Here is a 3,706-nt window from a genome sequence, read left to right as displayed (position 1 = left end):
GGCATCATGCCGCATGCCAAGGTCATGAAGGCAATTGAACTCTATGGCACCAAAGTGGCGCCGGTCGTGCGCAAGGAAACGGCAAAGAGCCTTCCTGCCGCGACCGCACCAGTCGTGTGAATCCCAGCAAGGCCTGTTTCCGAGGGCCTGATTCCCGAGGCATGACGCAAGATCATCCCTGGCATCATTGCCGGCTAACGGAACTTTGCCGCGGCAAGGACGTTTTTCGCCAAGGAGCCGCTCGGATCGCGGTATGCCCGAGGGGAAATGATGAAAGCCGAACCGACCGCTTCGGGCGCAGGCGTTGGCGAGAGCCCGGACCCGCGCGTCGAGGCGCGGGCGGATACGCGTCTGATGCGCTCGCTGCTCGTCGGCATCTTTGTCCTGATGGTCGTCTATGCGCTCTATTTCGGCCGCGCCTTCTTCATGCCGGTCATCCTGGCCTTTCTGCTGGCGCTGACGCTGACCCCGATCGTGCGCTTCCTGCGCAAGCATGGTGTGCCTGACGTGCTGTCGGCGAGTTTCTTGGTGCTGCTGTCCGTCTGCTTTGTCGCCAGCGCCGGCTATCTGCTCAGCGGTCCCGTCATCGACCTCATCAACAACTCCTCTTCGATCGGCCTGCAGCTGACCGAGCGCCTCGAGCAGCTGCGGCGTCCGTTCGAAAGGATCATGGAGATTTCCCATCAGCTGGAAGGTCTGATGGCAACGTCGCAGGACGCCGGTGCGCAGCGGGTGGCGCTCGCGCCATCGGGCATTCTCTCGCAAGCGGCGGACAATGTGCTGTCGGCGGCCACGAGCATCACCATCGTCTTCGTGCTGTCGCTGTTCCTGCTCGCCTCGGGCACGATGTTTTATGAAAAGATCATCCAGTCCTTCGCCAGCCTCAGCGAGAAGAAACGGGCATTGCGGGTCGTCTACGACGTCGAGCAAGAGATTTCGCACTATCTGCTTACCGTCTCGGTGATCAATGCGGGTCTCGGCACGGTGACCGGCCTCGGTCTCTGGGCGCTCGGCATGCCCAATCCGATGGTCTGGGGCGCGGCTGCCGCCCTGCTCAATTTCCTTCCCTATGTCGGACCACTGATCACCATCACACTTGTCTCGATCATCGCCCTGATCAGTTTCGACACCATCCCCTACGCGCTGCTGGCGCCAGCCTTCGTGCTGTTGTGCGACATCGTCGAAGGCCAGTTCGTGACGCCGATGGTGGTTGGCCGACGCCTCGAGATCAACGCGGTGGCGATCTTCATCGCGATCGCCTTCTGGTCCTGGCTATGGGGTTTCGTCGGCGCGCTGATGGCTGTGCCGCTGCTGGTCGTCATCAAGGTGTTCTGCGACCATTTCGACGGCCTCAGCCATGTCGGCAATTTCCTGGCGGCGCAACATATGGCAGTGGTCGAGGAGGACGACATCGCCGGCACCGGACCTGCAAAGGGCTGATCAATATTTTGAATTTGCGGCGTCGCCGGTCGCTCCCTACATCCGATCCCTACACAGGATCCGCGCCCATGACCGCTCTTTCCGTTCTCGACCTGTCGCCGATCGTCGAAGGCAGCAACGCTTCGCAATCGCTCGCCAATTCGCTCGATCTCGCTCGCCATGCCGAGCGGCTGGGCTACAAGCGCTACTGGCTGGCCGAGCACCACAACATGCCGGGCATCGCAAGTGCGGCCACATCCGTCGTCATCGCCCATGTCGCCGGCGGCACCAAAACGATCCGCGTCGGCGCCGGCGGCATCATGTTGCCAAACCATTCGCCGCTGGTCATCGCCGAGCAGTTCGGCACGCTTAACGCGTTGCATCCGGGCCGCATCGACCTTGGCCTCGGCCGCGCGCCCGGCACCGACATGGCGACCGCGCGCGCATTGCGCCGAAACCTCGATGCCGGCGCCGACAATTTCCCGCAGGATGTCGTCGAGCTGATGGGCTATTTCCAGCCGGCCGAAGAGGGCCAGCGCATCCGCGCCGTGCCCGGCGAGGGCGAAAAGGTGCCGGTGTGGATCCTGGGCTCCAGCCTTTATGGCGCGCAACTTGCCGCCTTGCTCGGCCTGCCCTACGCCTTCGCCTCGCATTTCGCACCAGCCGAGCTCGACCATGCGCTGGAGATCTATCGCTCGCGCTTCAAGCCGTCGGAGCAGCTCGACAAACCCTATGTCATGCTCGGGCTCAACGTCTTTGCCGCACCCACCGACGCCGAGGCGCGGCTGTTGTTCACCTCGCTGCAGCAGGCCTTCGTCAATCTGCGCACCGGCCGCGCCGGCCGCTTGCCGCCACCAGTCGAAAATTATGACCGCGACCTCGACCCGATGGCCAAAACCATGCTTGGCCAGGCGCTGTCCTGCGCAGTGGTCGGCGCTCCGGAGACGATCAGGCAAGGCATCGACGCGTTCGTTCGCCGCACCGGCGCCGACGAGCTGATGGTCACCGCTCAGATGTTCGATCATAGCGCGCGAGTGCGCTCCTTCGAGATCCTGGCCGAGGCCCACAAATCGCTGTCGCAAGCGGCCTGACGTTCTTCCCGAAACTGGCGCGCTACGCGCTGACGCTCTGCGCGACCGCTCCGAGCGGCCGGCATGAATTGCGGATCATCAGGCGGCCTTTGAGCGTCAGCTTGCGCGGCGGTGCGTCCCTGTTGCCGGCGAGCCGGTCGAGCAGCAGGTTGGCCGTCTGTTCGCCGATCGCCTGCACCGGCTGGGAAACCGTGGTCAACTGAGGCTGGAACACATCCGACCAGGGGAAATCATCGAAACAGGCAACCGAAATATCCTGCGGGCAGGACAGCCCGATATCGCGGATCGCCTTCATGGTGCCGATCACCATCGGGTTATTGGCCGAAAAGATGGCGCTCGGACGGTCGTGCAACGACAGAAGCTGCATCGTGGCATTATAGCCGTCGACTTCGTGGAAATTACCGAAACGGACCAGTTCGTTCTCGACCGGCAGGCCGGCCGCCTGGAGTGCCTCGCGATAGCCCGCCATGCGGTCATGCATGGGCGAAATGTCGAACGTTCCGGTTATGTAGCCGATGCGCCGGTGGCCGAGATCGATCAGATAAGTGATGGCGTCGAACACCGCGCGCTGATTGTCGAGCACGACCGTATCGGTATCGACGCCCTCGCAAACGCGGTCGAGCAGCACCACCGGCACATTGGCGCTTTCGACTATGCCCTTGAGGATAGCGCCGTCGCCGACGCGGGCGACGATCAGCCCGTCGACCATGCGGTCGAGCAGCAGCCTGATCTGGTCGTCCTGCGTGTTCAGGTCCTCGTCCGTGCAACACAGCATGACCGCATAGCCGGCGCGGTCGAATGCCTGCTGGATGACCGAAACGACATCGGTGAAGAACGGATTGGTGATATGCGGAACGGTCAGCCCGATGGTACGGGTCGTGCCCATCTTCAGGCTGCGGGCGATCGCGTTGCGCTTGTAGCCGATGTCGCGGATCGCCTGTTCGATGCGCTGGCTAAGCTCGGGGCTGACGGTCGCGGTGCCATTGATCAGCGCCGAGACGGTGGCCACCGAAACGCGCGCTGCCTCGGCCACATGCAGCATGGTCGGAGCCGTGGACTTTCGCTGCTTCTTTCGCCCTGACGCCGTCATTTTTCGAAACGTTTCACCGCCCTTTGGCTGTAATATCTACGGAATCTTACGTATTTGCGCAAGAATTGAAATGCAGCAATCCCGCGCCGCCACATATCGGCTTGAC

Annotated in this window: 3 protein-coding genes and 1 pseudogene; 3 read left to right on the top strand and 1 reads right to left on the bottom strand. The window is 62.7% G+C overall.

The window, feature by feature from the left end; translation table 11 throughout:
- From C9427_RS34745 to C9427_RS09560, 3 genes and pseudogenes are all read left to right on the top strand, one after another.
- A pseudogene (locus tag C9427_RS34745) lies at positions 1–120 on the top strand (LLM class flavin-dependent oxidoreductase); the annotation flags it as partial.
- A 150-nt stretch (positions 121–270) separates the two neighbouring features.
- Positions 271–1,440 (top strand): AI-2E family transporter, encoded by a 1,170-nt coding sequence (locus C9427_RS09565; protein WP_107648927.1) that lies wholly within the window; start codon positions 271–273, stop codon positions 1,438–1,440.
- Positions 1,441–1,508: 68 nt separating this feature from the next.
- Complete coding sequence (locus C9427_RS09560; RefSeq protein ID WP_107648925.1) at positions 1,509–2,510, top strand: LLM class flavin-dependent oxidoreductase; 1,002 nt, start codon at positions 1,509–1,511, stop codon at positions 2,508–2,510.
- 22 nt (positions 2,511–2,532) lie between these two features.
- Here the strand turns inward: C9427_RS09560 and C9427_RS09555 are convergent, their stop codons facing one another.
- Positions 2,533–3,552 (bottom strand): LacI family DNA-binding transcriptional regulator, encoded by a 1,020-nt coding sequence (locus C9427_RS09555; protein WP_107648924.1) that lies wholly within the window; start codon positions 3,550–3,552, stop codon positions 2,533–2,535.
- Positions 3,553–3,706: the final 154 nt, after the last annotated feature.

It is taken from the genome of Mesorhizobium helmanticense (assembly GCF_003034915.1).
GTDB classification, from domain to species: domain Bacteria; phylum Pseudomonadota; class Alphaproteobacteria; order Rhizobiales; family Rhizobiaceae; genus Mesorhizobium; species Mesorhizobium helmanticense.
The sequence above is the reverse complement of the archived record's forward strand: the minus strand, read 5'-3'. Positions and strand labels throughout refer to the sequence as shown.

Coding starts and splice junctions, on each gene's coding strand:
- C9427_RS09555 (WP_107648924.1), bottom strand. CDS start 3,552: ATGCTGCATGTGGCCGAGGCAGCGCGCGTTTCGGTGGCCACCGTCTCG.
- C9427_RS09565 (WP_107648927.1), top strand. CDS start 271: ATGAAAGCCGAACCGACCGCTTCGGGCGCAGGCGTTGGCGAGAGCCCG.
- C9427_RS09560 (WP_107648925.1), top strand. CDS start 1,509: ATGACCGCTCTTTCCGTTCTCGACCTGTCGCCGATCGTCGAAGGCAGC.